Annotated in this window: 14 protein-coding genes and 2 pseudogenes; 5 read left to right on the top strand and 11 right to left on the bottom strand. The window is 68.2% G+C overall.

The annotated features are described in order from the left end of the window. Positions 1 to 624: 624 nt before the first annotated feature. Positions 625 to 4032, bottom strand: coding sequence for a pyruvate carboxylase (locus ACZZ93_RS18115; protein WP_463511706.1), 3408 nt, complete (start codon positions 4030 to 4032; stop codon positions 625 to 627). A gap of 94 nt (positions 4033 to 4126) precedes the next feature. Here ACZZ93_RS18115 and ACZZ93_RS18110 point away from each other — a divergent pair. After that, positions 4127 to 4937, top strand: a pseudogene (locus ACZZ93_RS18110) (ParA family protein). Between the two features lie 93 nt (positions 4938 to 5030). On the opposite strand, the gene ACZZ93_RS18105 reads toward ACZZ93_RS18110, so the two are convergent. The 3 genes from ACZZ93_RS18105 to ACZZ93_RS18095 form a co-directional block, all read right to left on the bottom strand. Beyond that, positions 5031 to 5576, bottom strand: a complete 546-nt coding sequence (locus tag ACZZ93_RS18105; RefSeq protein ID WP_053096796.1) for a MerR family transcriptional regulator — start codon at positions 5574 to 5576, stop codon at positions 5031 to 5033. Positions 5577 to 5675: 99 nt separating this feature from the next. Then, complete coding sequence (ftsR, locus tag ACZZ93_RS18100; RefSeq protein WP_463511769.1) at positions 5676 to 6317, bottom strand: transcriptional regulator FtsR; 642 nt, start codon at positions 6315 to 6317, stop codon at positions 5676 to 5678. 43 nt (positions 6318 to 6360) lie between these two features. Next, positions 6361 to 6846 carry an FHA domain-containing protein gene (locus tag ACZZ93_RS18095; protein WP_150115087.1) on the bottom strand — a complete coding sequence of 162 codons (486 nt, stop codon included), beginning with the start codon at positions 6844 to 6846 and terminating at the stop codon, positions 6361 to 6363. A 99-nt stretch (positions 6847 to 6945) separates the two neighbouring features. Here ACZZ93_RS18095 and ACZZ93_RS18090 point away from each other — a divergent pair, with 99 nt between their 5' ends. After that, complete coding sequence (locus ACZZ93_RS18090; protein WP_463511705.1) at positions 6946 to 7605, top strand: copper resistance CopC family protein; 660 nt, start codon at positions 6946 to 6948, stop codon at positions 7603 to 7605. A 9-nt stretch (positions 7606 to 7614) separates the two neighbouring features. Continuing rightward, positions 7615 to 9012: a dihydrolipoyl dehydrogenase gene (gene lpdA / locus ACZZ93_RS18085; RefSeq protein ID WP_053096802.1), complete on the top strand. Its 1398-nt coding sequence runs from the start codon at positions 7615 to 7617 to the stop codon at positions 9010 to 9012. Positions 9013 to 9043: 31 nt separating this feature from the next. On the opposite strand, the gene ACZZ93_RS18080 is transcribed toward lpdA, so the two are convergent. From ACZZ93_RS18080 to ACZZ93_RS18055, 6 genes and pseudogenes are all read right to left on the bottom strand, one after another. Further along, positions 9044 to 9787, bottom strand: coding sequence for a methyltransferase domain-containing protein (locus ACZZ93_RS18080; protein WP_463511704.1), 744 nt, complete (start codon positions 9785 to 9787; stop codon positions 9044 to 9046). Then, a complete protein-coding gene (locus ACZZ93_RS18075; RefSeq protein WP_222839260.1) occupies positions 9784 to 10938 on the bottom strand; it encodes a type III polyketide synthase in 1155 nt (384 codons plus the stop codon). Before ACZZ93_RS18075 ends, ACZZ93_RS18080 begins: the two co-directional genes overlap by 4 nt. A gap of 54 nt (positions 10939 to 10992) precedes the next feature. Then, positions 10993 to 11289, bottom strand: coding sequence for a CYTH domain-containing protein (locus tag ACZZ93_RS18070; RefSeq protein ID WP_463511787.1), 297 nt, complete (start codon positions 11287 to 11289; stop codon positions 10993 to 10995). Between the two features lie 104 nt (positions 11290 to 11393). After that, a pseudogene (locus ACZZ93_RS18065) lies at positions 11394 to 11636 on the bottom strand (CYTH domain-containing protein); the annotation flags it as partial. After that, positions 11629 to 11841, bottom strand: a complete 213-nt coding sequence (locus ACZZ93_RS18060; RefSeq protein WP_042538484.1) for a hypothetical protein — start codon at positions 11839 to 11841, stop codon at positions 11629 to 11631. The gene ACZZ93_RS18060 and the pseudogene ACZZ93_RS18065, both read right to left, overlap by 8 nt. 38 nt (positions 11842 to 11879) lie before the next feature. Further along, on the bottom strand, positions 11880 to 12350 hold the full coding sequence (locus tag ACZZ93_RS18055; RefSeq protein ID WP_463511703.1) for a prepilin peptidase: 471 nt from the start codon (positions 12348 to 12350) through the stop codon (positions 11880 to 11882). A 132-nt stretch (positions 12351 to 12482) separates the two neighbouring features. Between ACZZ93_RS18055 and ACZZ93_RS18050 the strand changes: the two genes are divergently transcribed. After that, positions 12483 to 13280 (top strand): hypothetical protein, encoded by a 798-nt coding sequence (locus tag ACZZ93_RS18050; RefSeq protein ID WP_056278977.1) that lies wholly within the window; start codon positions 12483 to 12485, stop codon positions 13278 to 13280. Between the two features lie 190 nt (positions 13281 to 13470). On the opposite strand, the gene ACZZ93_RS18045 is transcribed toward ACZZ93_RS18050, so the two are convergent. Next, the gene (locus ACZZ93_RS18045) at positions 13471 to 14754 is read right to left on the bottom strand and encodes a hypothetical protein (RefSeq protein ID WP_463511702.1); all 1284 of its coding nucleotides are present in this window, start codon (positions 14752 to 14754) and stop codon (positions 13471 to 13473) included. Positions 14755 to 14815: 61 nt separating this feature from the next. On the opposite strand from ACZZ93_RS18045, the gene ACZZ93_RS18040 reads away from it, so the two are divergent. After that, entirely contained in the window at positions 14816 to 18277 is a 3462-nt protein-coding gene (locus tag ACZZ93_RS18040) for an error-prone DNA polymerase (RefSeq protein ID WP_463511701.1), read from the top strand. The last annotated feature ends 1 nt before the right edge of the window (position 18278 follow it).

Here is an 18278-nt window from a genome sequence, read left to right as displayed (position 1 = left end):
AGACTCAGACTCGACCTCAGATTCAGGCTCGACCTCAGACTCGACCTCAGACTCGACCTCAGGCTCAGGCTCAGGCTCGGGCTCGGGCTCGGGCTCGACCTCAGGCTCAGGCTCGGGCTCGACCTCAGGCTCAACTTCGAGCTCAGGCTCAGGCTCAAGCTCGACTGCGGACTCAGGCTCGACCTCAGACTCAGGCTCTACCGCAGGCTCAGGCTCCGCCTGGGGCTCTGCTTCCGCTTCGACTTCGGGTCGCTGGATCTCTTTCTTCGCGGGCTCCGGCGGCAGCTCGATGATCATCGGCGCCGCACCGAGCGGTGCCGGTGCGATCTCCGCCGCAGCCTTCGCCGCGGCGACGGGCTCGTCGACGATCAGATCGGCGACGACCTCGCCCTCGATGACGCCGTCGTCTTCCAGGTCGTCGTCATCGTCGGTCGGCAACACCACGCTCACCTGCGCGGTGCCGAGGATCCCGATCGCCGAGGTGTCCAACGACGTCGCGTCGTCGAGGACCCCTCTGGACTCATCGTCCGGGTTGTCTGCCACGTTCTTCGGGGTCACTGTGTCACTCCAAGCTTGTGCGGGCCTCGGGTGCGTTGCGTCGAACGCGGCCTCGCCCGCACAAGATTAGTGCGCCGGGCGGATCACGACCAAAAGATCGCCGGCCTCGACCTGTTGCGTCGCACCGATCGCGAGGCGCTCGACCACACCGTCGACAGGGGCCGTGATGGCGGCCTCCATCTTCATCGCCTCGATGGATGCGACCGGTTCGCCGGCGCGCACCGAGTCACCGACTTCCGATTTGAGCGTCACGACGCCCGAGAACGGTGCGGCCACCTGACCGGGCACCGAGGTGTCGGCCTTCTCGATCTCGTGCACGTCCACTGCCACCGATCTGTCGCGCACGAACACCGGTCGCAGCTGACCGTTGAGCGTCGTCATGACGGTGCGCATGCCCTTGTCGTCCGCATCGCCGATGGCTTCGAGCCCCACGTACAGCTGGACGCCGCGATCGATCTCGACGACGTGCTCCTGTCCTTGGACGAGACCGTAGATGTAGTCGGCCGTGTCGAGCACCGAGAGATCGCCGAACACGTCGCGTCGCTCGGTGAACTCGCGCATCGGCGCGGGGAACAGCAGCGTGTTCAGTCTCGCCCGACGGGTCGCACCGTCACCTGCGAGGGCCGCCTCATCGTCGGCCGAGATCTCCGTCATGCCTGTGCGCACCGACCGTCCCGCCAGAACCTTGGTGCGGAAGGGCTCGGGCCATCCGCCCGGGAGGTCGCCGAGTTCACCCGCCATGAACCCGACGACGGAGTCGGGCACGTCGTACTTCTCGGGGTTCGCCTCGAAATCGGCGGGGTCCGCCTTCACCGCTGCCAGGTGCAGCGCGAGATCGCCGACCACCTTCGACGAGGGGGTCACCTTGGGAACCCGGCCGAGGATCCGATCGGCGGCGGCGTACATGTCCTCGATCAGCTCGAAGTCCTCTGCGAGGCCGAGCGCCTTCGCCTGCTGACGCAGGTTCGACAGCTGGCCGCCCGGGATCTCGTGGTGGTAGACCCGGCCTGTGGGGCCCGGAAGTCCGGATTCGAACGGCGCGTACATCCGGCGGACCGCCTCCCAGTACGGCTCGAGGTTCGAGACGCTGTCGAGCGAGATGCCGCTGTCCCGATCCGTGTGCGCGAGCGCGGCGACGAGAGAAGAGAGCGAGGGCTGGCTGGTCGTGCCGGAAAGCGGAGCGGATGCCGCGTCGACCGCATCCACACCCGCCGCGCTGGCGGCGAGCAGGGTGGCGAGCTGTCCGCCGGGGGTGTCGTGCGTGTGCAGATGCACGGGCAGATCGAAGCGCTCGCGCAGCGCGGTGACGAGTTTCGCCGCCGCCGCAGGACGCAGGAGGCCCGCCATGTCCTTGATCGCCAGGATGTGCGCGCCGGCCCCGACGATCTGCTCGGCGAGATTCAGGTAGTAGTCGAGGGTGTACAGGTCCTCGGCCGGGTTCAGCAGGTCGCCGGTGTAGCAGAGCGCCACCTCGGCTATGGCCGTACCCGTGTTCCGCACCGCGTCGATCGCTGGGCGCATCTGCTCGATGTCGTTGAGGGCATCGAAGATCCGGAAGATGTCGACCCCGCTCGCCGCCGCCTCCTTCACGAACGCTTCGGTGACCGCCGTCGGGTAGGGCGTGTAGCCCACGGTGTTGCGTCCCCGGAGAAGCATCTGGATCGCGACGTTCGGAAGGGCGGCCCGCAGCTTGTCGAGACGCTCCCAGGGGTCTTCGCCCAGGAAGCGCAGAGCGACGTCGTAGGTGGCACCTCCCCAGGCCTCGACCGAGAACAGCTCCGGCGTCAGCCTGGCGATGTGCGGTGCGACCGCGACGAGATCCCTCGTGCGCACCCGGGTGGCCAGGAGCGACTGGTGCGCATCACGGAAGGTCGTGTCCGTGATGGCGAGGGCACTCTGCGCGCGGAGGCTCTTCGCGAAGCCCTCCGGTCCCAGCTCGAGCAGGCGCTGCCGCGAACCGGATGCCGGGGTGGCGGACAGGTCCACGGCCGGAAGCTTGGCCCGCGGATCCAACGAGCCGGGGTGGATGCCGTGGGGCTTGTTGACCGTCACGTCCACCAGCCAGTTCAGGATCCGGGTACCGCGATCCTTCGACTCGCGTCCGCGCAGCAGGTCGGGACGCTCGTCGATGAAGGACGTACTCACGTCGCCGGCGATGAACGCGTCATCCTCGAGCAGCGCCTGCAGGAACGGGATGTTCGTCGAGACACCGCGGATGCGGAACTCCGCCAACGCGCGCCGCGCGCGCGCCACCGCAGCAGGGTAGTCGCGACCACGGCAGGTCAGCTTCGCGAGCATCGAGTCGAAGTGCGGGCTGATCTGCGCGCCCTGATGGACGGTGCCGCCGTCGAGCCGGATCCCTGCGCCACCCGGTGAGCGGTATGTGGTGATCTTGCCGGTGTCGGGACGGAACCCCTGAGTGGGATCCTCCGTCGTGATGCGGCACTGCAGCGCAGCTCCCCGCACATGGAGATCCTTCTGCTCGAGACCGAGCTCCGCGAGCGTCTGTCCGGCCGCGATGCGCATCTGACTCTGCACGAGATCGACGTCGGTCACCTCCTCGGTGACCGTGTGCTCGACCTGGATGCGCGGATTCATCTCGATGAAGACGACCTCGCCGGTGCGCTCCCCCGCGGTCTCGAGCAGGAACTCGACCGTTCCCGCGTTCTCGTATCCGATGGAACGGGCGAACGCGACGGCGTAGCCGTGCAGCGCGGTGCGGATGCCGTCGTCGAGGTTCGGTGCCGGGGCGATCTCCACCACCTTCTGGTGACGGCGCTGCACGGAGCAGTCCCGCTCGAAGAGGTGCACGGTCTCGCCGGTCTTGTCGGCGAGGATCTGCACTTCGATGTGCCGGGGACGAAGGACAGCCTGCTCGAGGAACATCCTCGGATCGCCGAACGCGCTGGCGGCCTCGCGCATGGCCTCTGCGAGTGCCGGAGCGAGCTCACCTGCGGACTCGACGCGTCGCATGCCGCGTCCGCCACCGCCGGCGACGGCCTTCGCGAACAGCGGGAAGCCGATCTCAGCGGCCTGGGCGACGAGTGCATCGATGTCATCGGACGCCTCCGTCGAACGGAGCACCGGAACGCCGGCCTCGATGGCATGACGCTTGGCCTCGACCTTGTTGCCCGCCATCTCGAGGACCTTCGCAGGGGGCCCGATGAAGACGATGCCGTTGGCGGCGGCCTTCTCGGCCAGCTCAGGGTTCTCCGAGAGGAAGCCGTATCCGGGGTAGATCGCATCTGCCCCGGCATCCTTCGCGACGCGGATGATCTCATCGACGTCGAGGTAGGCGCGCACCGGATGACCGCGTTCGCCGATCTCGTAGGCCTCGTCGGCCTTGAGCCGATGGACCGAACCACGGTCCTCGTGCGGGAACACCGCCACAGTCCTGGCCCCGACTTCGAAAGCCGCACGGAAGGCACGGATCGCGATCTCGCCGCGGTTCGCCACAAGGATCTTCTGGAACATACACACCTCTGGGAGCTCGATACGCATCGGGATACGGCGCGCATGGGGCGGGGCTGAGTGTGCACCCAGCCTAGGGGAAGGTAACGTGGTGTTCGTGCACGTACTCAGCGTCAGCTCTCTCAAGGGAGGCGTCGGCAAGACGACCGTGACACTCGGCCTGGCCTCAGCAGCCTTCGCCCGTGGTGTCCGAACGCTCGTCGTCGACCTCGACCCACAGTCCGATGTGTCCACCGGGATGGACATCCAGGTGGCAGGTCGGCTCAACATCGCCGATGTCCTGGCGAACCCGAAGGAGAAGGTCGTCCGTCAGGCGATCACCTCGAGCGGCTGGGCGAAGGTGCACCCCGGGACCATCGACGTGCTGATCGGCAGCCCGTCCGCGATCAACTTCGACGGCCCGCACCCGAGCGTGCGCGACGTCTGGAAGCTCGAAGAGGCGCTCGCTGCCGTCGAGGCCGATTACGACCTCGTCCTCATCGACTGCGCCCCGTCGCTGAACGCCCTCACCCGCACCGCGTGGGCAGCGAGCGATCGGGTGATGGTCGTCACAGAGCCCGGGCTCTTCTCCGTGGCTGCGGCCGACCGCGCGCTGCGCGCGATCGAAGAGATCCGTCGCGGCCTCTCCCCCGACTCCAGCCTCTCGGCATCGTCGTGAACCGGGTGCGTCCCCAGTCGATCGAGCACCAGTTCCGCATCAAGGAGCTGCGCGACATGTTCGGTCCGCTCGTGCTCTCCCCCAGCTGCCCGAGCGCACCTCGCTGCAGCAGGCTCAGGGAGCAGCCAAGCCGCTCCACATCTGGCCGGGCGACTCGGCCCAGGAGCTCGCTTCCGACTTCGATCAGCTGCTCGACCGGATCATCCGCACCGGCCGGATCCAGGTCGCCGACTCGGGCGTGCAGGCCTGACTCACCCCGGACAGCAGAACGGCCATCCTCTCGCGAGGGTGGCCGTTTCTTCGTGTCGCGCGGCTCTGCTCGCGGGACTTCGGTGGCGAATGCTCAGGCGGAACGCTTCGAGCGCCGTGCCGACAGCTCGTCGACCGGGTCGGGCACTGTCGCATCGAACTCGACGAGCGTCGACTCGACCTCGCGCAGGACCTTGCCCACAGCGATGCCGAACACTCCCTGACCGCGACTGACCAGGTCGATGACCTCGTCGTTCGAGGTGCACAGGTAGACGGAGGCTCCGTCGCTCATCAGCGTCGTTCCTGCGAGATCGCGGATGCCGGCGCGGCGGAGTTCATCGACCGCCGTGCGGATCTGCTGCAGCGAGATGCCGGTGTCGAGAAGGCTCTTCACGAGCTTGAGCACGAGGATGTCGCGAAAGCCGTAGAGACGCTGCGACCCGGAACCGCTGGCTCCGCGCACCGTGGGCTCCACCAGCTCGGTGCGAGCCCAGTAGTCCAGCTGCCGGTAGGTGATGCCAGCCGCCCGCGCCGCTACCGCACCGCGGTAGCCGACCTCGTCGTCCATCGCCGGCAGACCGTCGGTGAAGAGGAGTTCCGGCACGAACCGCGGGTCGCCTGCACGCTCATCCGCATTCATTTGAAATCCTCCCTGGAGCTGTTACCTCCACGCTAGAGCAGGCCTCCGGCACCGGCAATGACATCCGTGGGACACCGAAGGTGTGTCGCAATCAGTTCGTTACGAAAGCAACCTGGTGAGCGCGTCCTTGACGAAGAGCGAGCGCACCTCGTCGATCTTCGAGGCGAGGCTCGGTGCCATCTCACTCGCCTTCGCCCTCGACGCGGCGTCCGTACGACGCAGCAGAGAGGACATCGCAGACTCGATCAGCGCAACCTCTCGCTCGGCACCCTGCCTCAGCGAGCGCAGGTGGCGGGGCTCGATACCGTGGCGATCGAGGGCGACCAGGCCGCGAAGCAGCGTGACGGTCGACTCGGGGTAGCTCTCCTGCGCGACGATCACGCCGGTGCTGATCGCGTCGTTGAGAAGCTGGGGGCCCGCGCCTGCTGCCGACAGCAGCTCTCCTCGGCGGTAGCGCCGGGGAGTGGGCGTGATCGAGGGCGGCGGAGCCAGGGTCGCGGATTCACCGTTCGCCTCTGCCTCGTCGAGCTGCTCGCGGATGATGCTGAGCGGCAGGTAGTGGTCGCGCTGCAGCGTGAGACCGAGACGCAGCCGCTCGATGTCGGCCTGCGAGAACTTGCGGTAGCCGGACTCCGTGCGCGACGGGCTGACGATCCCCTGCACCTCGAGGAAGCGGAGCTTGCTGGAGGTGAGCTCGGGAAACTCGGGCGTGAGCCGGGCCAGCACCTGCCCGATGCTCAGAAGGCCCGCGGACGCTGAGCGTTCGCGGGCGGGGAAGCCGCCATCAGTCGATCGCCGCGACGCGATCGACGGGAGAGGCGAAGAAGTTCAACCGGAACTTGCCGACGCGAAGCTCGGTGCCGTCGACCAGCGGACTGCGGTCGACGCGCTCACCGTTCACATACGTGCCGTTGAGCGAACGCTGGTCGATGATCTCGAACGTCGATCCGTTGCGAGTCACTTCCGCATGGCGACGCGAGACGGTCACGTCATCGAAGAAGATGTCGGCTTCGGGGTGGCGGCCCACGGTCGTCACATCGGTGTCGAGAAGGTAGCGGGCCCCCGCGAGAGCTCCGGAGCGCACGAGAAGCAGTGCGGAACCGGAGGGAAGGGCCGCGATGGCGCCCTGCTCCACGTCGGTGAGCTCCACGCCGAAAGGCACGAAGGAGAGGTCCGAGTCATGCCCGAACGTCTGCGTCACGTCGTGCCTCTGCTCGCCGGGACGGTGGATCGCGGCGTCTCCGCCCGATCGATTCTGGCTGTCTGTCACTATGCCCTCCTAGTCCTCCAGACTAACTGATCGGACGGCGCTCGCGGGAGCTCGCGTCACTATCAGGCACCGCATACCGACACTTCATAGGCTGAGCACGTGAAAACCACAGCCCGTCGCCTCCCCGCAGCTCCGATCGCCCTTGCGGCCGCCCTCCTGACCGCATTCCTCGTGCTGTTCGCACCTCTCTCCGCCTCGGCCCACGACAGCCTGCTCGCCTCCTCCCCCGAGGCCGACAGCACGGTAGACACGCTTCCCACCGCATTGACGCTCACCTTCAGCGCGAAGCTCATCGACGAGACCGGCGCGACCGAGGTCGTCGTGACGGATCCGTCCGGCAACTCGGTCACCGACGGAGCCGCCACGGTCGAGGGGGCGATCGTCACTCAGCCGCTCGCCGCCGAGGCCCCAGCCGGCGTCCATCACGTGATCTGGAAGGTCGTGTCGAGCGACGGCCATCCGACGTCGGGAGAGTTCGACTTCACGGTCACGAACAGCACGGAGGCCGCGCCCACCTCGGAGCCCGGCTCCGAGCCCACTGCCAGTGCCACCGCAGCACCCGAGCCGGCTGCGACCGCGGGCCCCGGGACGGACGCCACCCCGGCCCCCGAGAGCGACGACTCAGCGGCGCCGATGACGACGATCTGGGTGCTCTCGATCGTCGGCGTCCTCGTGATCGTCGGCATCGTCGTCTGGCTCGTCGTCCGCGGTCGCCGCGACCCGGCATCCGCCGATTCCGACCTCCCCTCGGGGCGATAGGCTTAACGCATGCCACATTACGATGTCGTCATCCTCGGTGCAGGTCCTGGCGGATACGTCGCTGCGGTTCGCAGCGCGCAGCTCGGTCTGTCCACCGCCATCATCGAAGAGAAGTACTGGGGCGGTGTGTGCCTCAACGTGGGCTGCATCCCCTCCAAGGCTCTTCTGAAGAACGCGGAGCTCGCGCACACGCTCAACCACAAGGCCGACTTCTTCGGCATCTCGGGTGAGTTCACGATCGACTACGGCAAGGCGTTCGACCGCAGCCGCGTCGTCGCCGACGGTCGCGTCAAGGGCATCCACTTCCTGATGAAGAAGAACAAGGTGACCGAGTACGACGGTCGCGGCACCTTCACGGGCCCGAAGGCGATCTCGGTCGCGAAGTCCGACGGCTCGACCGAAGAGGTCACCTTCGACAACGCGATCATCGCGACGGGCTCGAAGGTCCGACTTCTTCCGGGCGTCCAGCTCAGCGACAACGTCGTGACGTACGAAGAGCAGATCCTCTCGCGCGAGCTGCCGAAGTCCATCGTCATCGTGGGCGCCGGCGCCATCGGCATGGAGTTCGCGTACGTGATGACGAACTACGGCGTCAAGGTCACCATCATCGAGTTCCTCGACCGTGCCCTCCCGAACGAGGATGCCGACGTGTCGAAGGAGATCGCCAAGCAGTACAAGAACTACGGCGTCGACATCCTGACCTCCACCAAGGTCGAGTCCGTCGTGGACAACGGCTCGTCCGTCACCGTCTCCTACACCGGCAAGGACGGTCAGCAGAGTTCGATCGAGGCCGACAAGGTGCTCATGTCGGTCGGCTTCGCCCCCAACATCGAGGGCTTCGGTCTCGAGGCCACCGGCGTGAAGCTCACCGAGCGCGGCGCGATCGACATCGACGACCACATGCGCACGAACGTCGAGGGCATCTACGCGATCGGCGACGTCACCGCCAAGCTGCAGCTCGCCCATGTGGCCGAGGCGCAGGGGGTCGTGGCCGCAGAGACCATCGGCGGCGCGGAGACGCAGACGCTGGGTGACTACCGCATGATGCCGCGCGCGACGTTCTGCTCGCCGCAGGTCGCCTCGTTCGGTCTCACCGAGCAGCAGGCGAAGGACGAGGGACGCGAGATCAAGGTCGCGACGTTCCCGTTCATGGCCAACGGCAAGGCGCACGGACTCGGCGAGCCCGTCGGGTTCGTCAAGCTGATCGCCGACGCCGAGCACCTCGAGCTCATCGGCGCTCACATGATCGGCCCCGACGTGTCGGAGCTCCTGCCCGAGCTGACGCTGGCCCAGAAGTGGGACCTCACGGCCCTCGAGCTGGCTCGCAACGTGCACACGCACCCGACGCTCTCGGAGGCGCTGCAGGAGGGCTTCCACGGCCTCGCAGGTCACATGATCAACTTCTGATCACCGCGATCGACTCGAAGGCCCGGCACGCTCACACGTGGCCGGGCCTTCGTGCGTCATGAGACCGCGTCGGCGCGCCTGCGCAGCTCCAGCCGCGAGGGGAGTCCGAAGTGCACGGTCCATCCGGACGGCACGAGCGCGGCGAGTTCTCCCTCGTGTACGAGCGACGGATGCTGATGAGGCCGTCCTCTCGGATGAACGAGCCCCGGAACAGCGTGCCCGCGAGGATCCACGTCGCGACGTCGTACAGCACGTAGGCGAGTCGAGTGCGGGCGATGTCGCGGTGCACCACGACACCGCCGCTGCCGACGAGCGCCTCGGAGTCCCGCAGCAGGCCGTCGAGCTCCGCCCCGGTGAGGTGGTGCAGCACGTGATTCGAGAAGACCACGTCGAACTGCTCGCCCTCCGCCACGAGGTCTGACGAGAAGGCGCAGCGATATGCGATGCCGGCTCCTCCATCGTGCTCCGCCGCCCAGCGGATCGCCCGCTCGTCGGCGTCCAGCGCCGTGATCTCCACCTCGAGACCCGCTCGCCGCGCTCGCGCCGCGATCATCCGGCATACGTCTCCGCCACCCGCGCCGATGTCGAGGATGCGGATCGAGCCGCGGCGGGCGCGCGGCAGAATGTCCTGGCGATAGAGCAGTCGGGGTCGGGAGACGAGCGCGTTCACGAGACGGAAGCGCCGGTAGGTGCGCTCCAGCATCCCGATGTCCGCATGCGGGTCGTCCATGAGCTCGCGCGCCTCGGTGGCGCGTGTCGAGAGGTCGTGTCTCACGAGATGCCGGTGGTGACCGTCATCAGTGCGCTCTCGGCGGTCAGCCCAGGGCCGAAGGCCATCGCGGCGACGCGCGACCCGTCCCTCGCGCCGTCGTCGAGGATCCGCTTGATGACGAAGAGCACAGTGGCGCTCGACATGTTGCCGTTCTCGCGCAGCGTCTCCCGGGCCGGGAAGAGCTGATCGTCGCTGAGATTCAGTCGCTCCTGCACGCGGTCGAGGATGCTGCGTCCACCGGGGTGGATGGCCCAGTGCTCCACCCGCTCCCCCACGCGCCCCTCGTCGAACGCGGCTGCGAGCTCGCCCTCACGCGCGTACAGCGGACGGATCGCGCCGATGATGGTCTCCCCGATGATCTGCGGCACCTTCGTCGACAGGATCATCTCGAAGCCGTGGTCGCCGATGGTCCAGGCCATGTCCTTCTCGCCCTCCGCGGCTATCGCCGTGTGGAAGCCGTCGAGACGCACCGCAGGAACAGGAGTGGCGAGGTCGCGTGCGGTGACGATGCCGGCAGCCGCCCCGTCGGCGAAGAGCGAGTTGGCGACGATGAGATCCGGGTCCTCCGACGAGCGAAGGTGCACGGTGCACAGCTCGACGCTGACCACGAGCACCACGGCCGTGGGGTCGGCTGCGCAGAACTGGCTCGCCGCACGGAGCGCCGGCAGCGAGGCGTAGCAGCCCATGAATCCGAGGTGATAGCGCTGCACGCTGTCGGACAGCCCCAGCCCGCGCACGATCTCGTACTCGGGGCCCGGCGCGTGGAAGCCCGTGCAGGATGCGGTGATGACGTGCGTGACGTCTGCGGCGACGATGTCGGGGTCTGCGTCCAAGGCGCTGCGCGCCACCTCCACGAAGAGACGCGACGCCTCGCGCGTATAGAGGTCGTTGCGGGCTGCGGTGCCCGGCGACTGCAGGCGGCCCGTCTCACGGTCGAAGAACATCTTGTCGTCCGTGCCGGCCGCGGGCGAGAGCTCTCGGATGACGGTGTGGCGGGTGTCGATGCCCGAGCCGTTGAACGACGCCCCGATGATCCGCTGGGCGAGGCGTCCGACATCGGGCTGCGAGGCGAAGATGTCGCGCACCTCGTGCTGCTCGATGACGGTGTCGGGAACGATCGTCCGCAATGAGCGGAGCACGGCAGCGCGGGTCATGTCTGTCACTCAAGCATGACCGCGCGCCAGCACGGAAGGGGCTTGCATCGGGCGTCAGAAACCCAGAGCACGCGCGAGCTTCGAGCCGGATGACGCGTCGCGACCCCCGGCATCGGAGACGACCCGCTCCACGGCGTCGAAGAGGGCTGCTCGCCCCGCCGCATCGGCAGGCGCGGCGGGGCCGAGCTCGAACTCCCACTCCCGCCATTCCCGCTGCACGTCGTGTCGGAGATCGGTCGCGCGAACGCGGTCATCGACGAACTCGGCGACGACTCCGGCCGTCCCGGTGAGCAGGTACGCCGTGCGGGTGTTCTCGATCCGCGCGAGGGTGTGAGCGGCGCCGTCGCCCATCGCGAGATGGTCTCGGTCACGGCATCCGGGATGCTGTCGTCTTCGCCCAGGGGCCAGCCGATCTCGAGGCGACCGTCACCTTCTCGCGGTCCCTTGATGTGCCATCCGGCATCGGGGCCGCCGGTGCGGCGACGAAGGGCTATCCCTGCACGGGAGAGCCGAGCATCGACGGTGTCGAAGTAGCGAGCGTCGAGCTCGCGCACCTCTCCGGACGACACGGCATCCACTCCGGGGATCCCCACCCACACCGGAAGGGGCGTGGAGTCATCGACGTCGTACTTGCGCTCGACCTCGACGACCCTGGAGGGCTCGGAGCCAGACGGCGACTCGCTGGGGTGCTCAGTCATCCGACGGGCTGATGTCCTCGAGGGATTCGTCGTACCAGTAGTCGATCTCGGTGGGACCGTCGGTGTCGCCGGTGTTCTGCGCGTCACCGCGCCGGTTGTACACCACCTGGGTCTCGCTGTAGGGGACGATCAGCTTGTCGTCCGCGTCGCCGAGAGGAATGATCTGCCCGTCGAGCGGGCCGCCGTGAAGTCGTGCGAGTGCCATGTCCTCACCCTATCGCCGACGGCACCCTGCACGGCGCCTCACTCCATCAGGATGCCGAGGAGCGCGCCGATGATCATCCACGGTCCGAAGGCGATCCGCGTGGAGCCGTCCGCCCTGCGGAGCATCATCAGCGAGAGGGAGAACACGGCGCCGAGCACGAAGGCGGATGCTGCTCCCACGGCGAGCGCCTGCCAGCTGTGCCATCCGAGGACCAGACCGATGACGGCGGCGAGCTTGACATCGCCTCCGCCCATGCCGTCCCGGCTGAGCAGACGGAGCGCCGCGTAGAAGCCGCCGAGGATCAGCAACCCGGATACGGCCCTGACCAATGGGGCGCTCTGGCCGACCGTGATGGCGTCGACGACTCCGAGCACGATGAGCGCCGCGAGGGTGGGGAGCACGATCCGGTTCGGCAGCCGATGCGTGCGGATGTCGACGGCGACGAGTCGGCAGGCGATCGCGAACAGGACCAGATGAACGGTCACGACGGCCACAGTACGGAGATCCATGCCCGCAGGTTAGGAGAACTCGGACGGCGGCGATGACCGCGTGTGGATAACGTCACGCCGCGATGTCGGAGGTTCGAACTATCGTCATCTACTCCAGTTGCTTTATTAGTACATATCTTCGAGGATGGATTCATGGGGATCGGGCTCGATGCGGTGACCGCGCTCTCTCCGGCTGGCGACTCCCGCGCCGGAGAGGTTCTTCGGCTGCGCCGGGAGATCAGCCGCATGCAGCGCAGACGCAGCGAGCACCCGCTTCTCCCTCTCGATCCGGCCTTCTCCTCGCTGCTCCCCGAAGAGGGGCTGCAGACGGGGGCGACGTACACCGTCTCTCCCTCCCCCAGTCTCGTCCTCGCACTGCTCGCCGCGGCCTCGGGCAAGGGCCACTGGTGCGCGGTCGTGGGCATGCCCACACTGGGTGTCGAAGCCGCAGCGGCGTTCGGAATCGCGCTTCCTCGCCTGATCCTCGTCCCCGAACCAGGAGACCGCTGGCTCGCCGTGGCCTCTGCGCTCGCCGAGGTGGTTCCGCTGATCGCCGTGCAGCCCGGAGGGAGGGCCCGCGATGCGGATGTGTCCCGACTGAGCGCACGACTGCGAGACCGCGGGAGCACCCTGCTCGTCACCGAGTCCGCGGAGTCCGGCGCCTGGCCGCAGAGCGAGGGGTCCATCCGGCTGCACGACCAGCACTGGCTCGGCATCGGCGAGGGGTGGGGGCTCATCGAAGGCTCCACGGCGACGGTGTCGGCGCGGACGAGGCACAGTCCGCTGACGTCGAGCGTGCGCGTGCGTCTTCCCGGCTCCCACGGCGCAGTGGAAGAGCTGCCGGCGGAGCACGTCGCCACCGAGACCATGGCCGAGATCACAGGGCTGACCGGCCTGCGCGGCGGCGAGGCCGCTCCGCTAGAGTACCCGCGTCTGGCGGTGGCCGGATGACCGCCGCTCCACTCCGCGTCCTCGTCCTGTGGCTTCCCGATTGGCCGCTGAGAGCAGCTCTCGGCGGGCCACCGCCTCATCCGCCGACTGCTCTGGTGCATGCGAACACCGTCGTGGCGTGCACCGCATCGGCGAGGAGCACGGCGTGCGCGCCGGCCAACGTCGCCGCGTCGCTCAGGGCCATATCTCGTCACTGCGCGTGATGCCCCACGACCCCGCCCGCGATGAAAGAGCGTTCCTCCCCGTGCTGCAGCTCATCGAGAAGCACGCGCCCGGTGCGGCACTGCTGCGTCCAGGGCTGGCGGCGGTGCGGGCACGGGGCATCGCGCGCTATCACGACGGCGAGGCCGAGGCGGGGCGTGCCCTGATCGACATCCTCACCGACGCCGGGTTCCCCGAGGTGCGCGTGGGCATCGCCGACGGCCCCTTCACCGCCGAGCTCGCCGCGCGAGGGAGCGCACCGTGCACCGTCGTACCTGCAGGCCTCGCGAAGGACTTCCTCGCCCCACTCCCGGTGAACGTTCTGAGAGACGAGCAGCTCACCGGTCTGCTCGTCCGGCTCGGTGTGCGCACGCTCGGCGACTTCGCGGCCCTCGACGAGATCGAGGTGCGCGATCGCTTCGGCGAGCGCGGCGCGCGTCTGCACGCCCTCGCCGCCGGCGCCGATTCCCGCGCGGTGGTGGCACGACCTCCTGACCCCGAGCTCGTTCGCTCCATCGAGTTCGACTCGCCACTTGCCGGAGCCGATCAGGTGGCCTTCGCCGTGCGGCAGACGGCCGATGCGGTCATGCTCGCCCTCGGTGAGGCCTCGGTGGTGTGCACCGAGGTCCGCATCGACCTCACCGACGACGACGGCAAGGTGTTCTCGCGCCCCTGGCTGCATCCCACCTGCTTCGATGCCGCTGATCTCGTCGACCGGGTGCGCTGGCAGCTCGAAGCACTGGGAGCCGAATCCGCGAAGGAGCCGGTCGATGAGGCTCGTGCCTTCGGCGGAATCTCTCTGGTGCGGATCGTCCCCGTGGCGGTCGACGATGCCGCCCATCACCAGCCCGGCCTCTTCGGGTCCGGCACTGATGAACGCCTGCATCACGCCATCTCGCGCGTGCAGACGATGCTCGGCCACGAGGGCGTCGTCACCGCTGCCCTCTCCGGCGGGCGCTGGCTCGCCGATCGACAGGTGCTCACTCCGTGGGGCGAACGCGCCGTCGCCCCCAGAGACCCAGCGCAGCCCTGGCCGGGGAGCCTTCCCGACCCTCTCCCCGCCGAGGTGTTCCGCCCTCCTCGCCCCATCGGAGTGCTCTCCCCTGACGGCGAGACCGTCCTCGTCGACGAACGGGGTGCGCTCTCGGCGGCGCCCGCTCGCATCGACGGCGACGACGTTCAGGCGTGGGCCGGTCCGTGGCCGATCCATGAACGCCGATGGGAGGACTCCGGCGGCAAGAGAGGGCACCGCCTGCAGATCGTCGACGATCATGATCGGGCCTGGCTCGTCTTCTGCACCGGAGGCCGGTGGTGGGCTGAGGGAGGTACCGCTGATGGGCTGGCACAACCCTCCCCTGTCCTGGAACGAGCTGGAGCGCACTCTCAGCGGCGAGGAATCGCCCTACCCAACGGGAGGCATCCCGCCCGGCAGCCGACCCGACCCCGGCCCCGTCAGCACCAAGCGCACACGGAACCCACCGACGTCCGTCAGCAGGCCAGAGGACGCCGTCCCGTACGCCGAGCTGCATGCGCATTCGTCCTATTCCTTCCTCGACGGCGCCTCCTCACCGGAGGACCTGCTCGCCGAGGCCGAGCGTCTCGGACTCACTGCACTGGCGCTCACCGACCACGACGGCTTCTACGGTGCTGCCCGCTTCGCCGAGGTCGCAGAGCTGATGGATGTGAGCGTCCAGACCGTGTTCGGCGCAGAGCTCTCGCTCGGCCTCGACGCACCGCAGCGGGGCGCCCCCGATCCCGTCGGCGACCATCTGCTGGTGCTCGCCGACGGGCTGGAGGGCTACCACCGTCTCTCCGGCGCGATGACGGCCGCCCACCTGCGCGGTGGCGAGAAGGGCCGCCCCGTCTACGACCTCGAGGAGCTGGCAGCCGCCTCAGACGGGCACTGGACGATCCTCACCGGATGCCGGAAGGGCGGGGTCCGCCGTGGCCTAGAGGCGGGAGATGCTCAGACGCCGCTGCGCCGACTGGTGGATCTGTTCGGCCAGAATCACGTCGCCGTCGAGCTCTTTGACCACGGCGACCCGCTGGACACACGACGCAACGACGCTCTCGCCGATCTCGCCAGACGGATGCGACTGCCGGTGGTGGCGACGAACAACGTGCACTATGCAGCGCCCGAGCGTGCATCACTGGCCGAAGCGGTCGCCGCCGTGCGCGCCGTGCGCAGCATGGACGAGCTCGACGGGTGGCTTCCGACTCACGGAGGAGCGCATCTGCGCAGCGGCGCGGAGATGGCAGCGCGCTTCCGGCGCCACCCCGGCGCGATCTCCTACGGCCTCGAACTCGCCGCAGCGTCGGCCTTCTCCCTCCGCCGTGCACGACCTGCCCTCCCGAAGCAGGAGGTCCCTGACGGACACACGCCGATGAGCTGGCTGCGCCACCTGGTGTGGGAGGCCGTGCCGACGAAGTATCCGCGCCTGGATGCCGACGGCCGTCGCAGGATCGGACGCGAGCTCGATGTGATCGAGGAGAAGGACTTCCCCGGCTACTTCCTCATCGTGCACGGCATCGTCGCCGAGGCGCGCCGTCGCGGCATCCTGTGCCAGGGGCGCGGCTCGGCCGCGGCGAGCGCCGTCTGCTATCTGCTCGGCATCACCGCCGTCGACCCGATCCTCTACCGTCTGCCCTTCGAGCGCTTCCTCGCGACGACCCGACAGGAAGAACCGGACATCGATGTCGATTTCGACTCGGATCGCCGCGAGGAGATCATCCAGTGGGTGTACCGCGAGTACGGACGCGAACGTGCGGCACAGGTGGCGAACGTCATCCAGTACCGTCCGAAGAACGCGGTGCGCGACATGGCGAGAGCTCTCGGCTACTCCCCGGGACAGCAGGATGCCTGGTCCCGGCAGGTCGATGGGTGGAGCGCCGGGCTCGAGGTGGCCGACGAGCACGACATCCCGGCGAACGTGCTCGACTACGCGGGCGAACTGCTGAAGGCTCCCCGGCATCTCGGCATCCACTCCGGCGGCATGGTGCTCACCGCGCGCCCTGTCGGCGAGGTCGTTCCCGTCGAGCATGCACGCATGGAGAACCGCACGGTGATCCAGTGGGACAAAGACGACGCGGCCTGGATGGGGCTGGTGAAGTTCGATCTCCTCGGGCTGGGGATGCTGGCTGCGCTCCAGCACTGCTTCGACCTGATCCACGACGCCACGGGTGAGCGGTGGACGCTCGAGACCCTTCCGAAAGAAGAGCCGGCCGTCTACGACATGCTCTGCCGCGCCGACTCGATCGGGGTGTTCCAGGTCGAATCCCGTGCGCAGATCGGCCTTCTCCCCCGCCTGCAGCCTCGGGCCTTCTACGACCTCGCCATCCAGATCGCGCTGATCCGCCCCGGGCCCATCCAGGGCGGGGCCGTGCATCCCTTCGTCCGCCGCAAGATGGCGAAGGATGCGCTCGACGAGGAGAATCTCGTCAGAGCCGCCCGTGGCGAAGAGCCCGTGGTGCTCGAGATCCCGTATCCGCACGATGACCTCAAGCCGATCCTCGAGCGGACACTGGGCATCCCGATCTTCCAGGAGCAACTGATCCAGATGGCGACGGCCATCGGCGACTGCACCGCCGACGAGGCCGATCTGCTCAGACGCGCGATGGGGTCCAAGCGCGGGCTCGAGAAGATCGACAAGGTGCGAGACAAGCTCTACGCGGGGATGACCAGACGCGGACTCTCCGCCGAGCAGTCGGATCGCATCTACGCGCAGATCCAGGCCTTCGCGAACTTCGGATTCGCAGAGTCCCACTCGTTGTCCTTCGCGCTCCTGGTCTATGCGAGCTCCTGGCTCAAGCTGCACTATCCCGCGGCGTTCCTCGCGGGGCTCCTCCGGTCGCAGCCGATGGGCTTCTACTCCGCGTCGACACTCACCGCGGATGCACGACGACACGGGGTCGAGGTGCGTCGACCCGATCTGCACGCCTCGGGGGCCACCGAGACTCTCGAACCCCTCGAGGGCTCACCGCTGCGGATGCCGACGGGGCGGGACACCTGCAGCGACCCTCTGCAGCCCCGGGTGCCGCGCTTCGATCGCTCCTCTCCGGACGAGTCGGCGGCACACCGTCGAGATGGCGCCTATGCGGTGCGCATGGGTCTCAGCGGTGTGCGCGGCATCGGCACTCAACTGGCGGAGAAGATCGTCGCCGAGCGCGAGGCAGCCGGACCTTTCCGCGATCTGAACGATCTGGTGAGGCGCACGGATGCCACCGCTGCGCAGCTGGAGTCCCTGGCGACCGCCGGCGCGTTCGAGTGCCTCGGCCTCCAGCGCAGAGAGGCGATCTGGCTGTCCGGGGCAGCCGCTGAAGACCGATCCCGGTTCCTTCCCGGCACGACGATCGCCGTGCAACCGCCGCTGTTCAGCGATCAGTCCAGCTATGAGCGGCTCTCCGCAGATCTCTGGGCGACCGGCGTCTCGACCGACGACCATCCGATGGCGCATTTCCGCGGGCTTCTGCGCGAACGGGGCGTGCTCACCTCAGCCGATCTGCAGAGCCACGAGACGGGGCGACGCATCGAGGTCGCCGGTCTTGTGACCCACCGCCAACGTCCGGCGACCGCAGCCGGTGTCACCTTCCTCAATCTCGAGGATGAGACCGGTCTCGTCAACGTCATCTGCTCGACTGGGGTATGGGGTCGTTACCACCGGGTGGCGCGCGATTCTCCTGCGCTGATCATCCGCGGCATCCTCGAGCGTTCAGCGGAGGGCGTCGTGAACGTCCTCGCCGACGCGTTCGAAGATCTCCGAACGGGGGTGACGCATCGTTCGAGGGACTTCCGGTGAG

This window comes from Microbacterium sp. AC026 (assembly GCF_979258475.1).
Note: the sequence above shows the minus strand (reverse complement) of the source record. Positions and strands in the feature narration are given on the sequence as shown.

Coding starts and splice junctions, on each gene's coding strand:
- ACZZ93_RS18115 (WP_463511706.1), bottom strand. CDS start 4,032: ATGTTCCAGAAGATCCTTGTGGCGAACCGCGGCGAGATCGCGATCCGT.
- ACZZ93_RS18105 (WP_053096796.1), bottom strand. CDS start 5,576: ATGAATGCGGATGAGCGTGCAGGCGACCCGCGGTTCGTGCCGGAACTC.
- lpdA (WP_053096802.1), top strand. CDS start 7,615: ATGCCACATTACGATGTCGTCATCCTCGGTGCAGGTCCTGGCGGATAC.
- ACZZ93_RS18075 (WP_222839260.1), bottom strand. CDS start 10,938: ATGACCCGCGCTGCCGTGCTCCGCTCATTGCGGACGATCGTTCCCGAC.
- ACZZ93_RS18070 (WP_463511787.1), bottom strand. CDS start 11,289: ATGGGCGACGGCGCCGCTCACACCCTCGCGCGGATCGAGAACACCCGC.
- ACZZ93_RS18060 (WP_042538484.1), bottom strand. CDS start 11,841: ATGGCACTCGCACGACTTCACGGCGGCCCGCTCGACGGGCAGATCATT.
- ACZZ93_RS18055 (WP_463511703.1), bottom strand. CDS start 12,350: ATGGATCTCCGTACTGTGGCCGTCGTGACCGTTCATCTGGTCCTGTTC.
- ACZZ93_RS18050 (WP_056278977.1), top strand. CDS start 12,483: ATGGGGATCGGGCTCGATGCGGTGACCGCGCTCTCTCCGGCTGGCGAC.
- ACZZ93_RS18045 (WP_463511702.1), bottom strand. CDS start 14,754: ATGATCGTCGACGATCTGCAGGCGGTGCCCTCTCTTGCCGCCGGAGTC.
- ACZZ93_RS18040 (WP_463511701.1), top strand. CDS start 14,816: ATGGGCTGGCACAACCCTCCCCTGTCCTGGAACGAGCTGGAGCGCACT.